The following is a 576-nucleotide window of genomic DNA, read 5'->3' on the forward strand; positions in this document are numbered from 1 at the left end:
CGCTGCCGACCTTCCGCGTCGCGCACCGCCGCCGGTGTTCACGCCCGTTCCGGTGTTCACCTGGACCGGCGCCTACTTCGGTATCAACGCCGGCTACGGCTTCGATGCCAGCGAGCGCCGCGGCGCCACCGTCGTCGGCGTCTCGCCGCAGAACGCCATCTTCGCCGGCCCGGCCGGTGGTAACCGCGCTGGCGTGCTCGCTTTCGGCGGCAACCGCGCCAACGACGGCTTCACCGGCGGTGGCCAGGTCGGCTACAACTACCAGTTCACCCCGGGCTCGGGCGTCGTGATCGGCGTCGAGGCCGACGCCCAGTACGTCGACTTCGGTCAGGGCCGGAACCGCTTCTCGTCCGCCACCGTGGCTGGCGGCGGCATCCTGCCGGGCAACCTGATCTACAACCCGGCGGGCATCTCCAGCCTCGACTACTTCGGCACCGTGCGCGGTCGCCTCGGCTACGCCTTCGACCGCACCCTCGTGTACGGCACCGGCGGCTTCGCCTACGGCAGCGGCGGCGGCCGTGACTTCGGTTCGGGCGTGTCCCGCAACGACTTCCAGACCGGCTGGGCCGCCGGCGC

At 71.9% G+C, this 576-nt stretch carries 1 pseudogene; it reads left to right on the forward strand.

Annotated features, from left to right (window positions below):
- A pseudogene (locus FV229_RS27090) lies at nt 1-576 on the forward strand (porin family protein); the annotation flags it as partial.

Origin of the sequence: Methylobacterium sp. WL120 (genome assembly GCF_008039465.1) — a bacterium.
In the GTDB taxonomy this organism is placed as follows: Bacteria; Pseudomonadota; Alphaproteobacteria; order Rhizobiales; family Beijerinckiaceae; genus Methylobacterium; species Methylobacterium cerastii.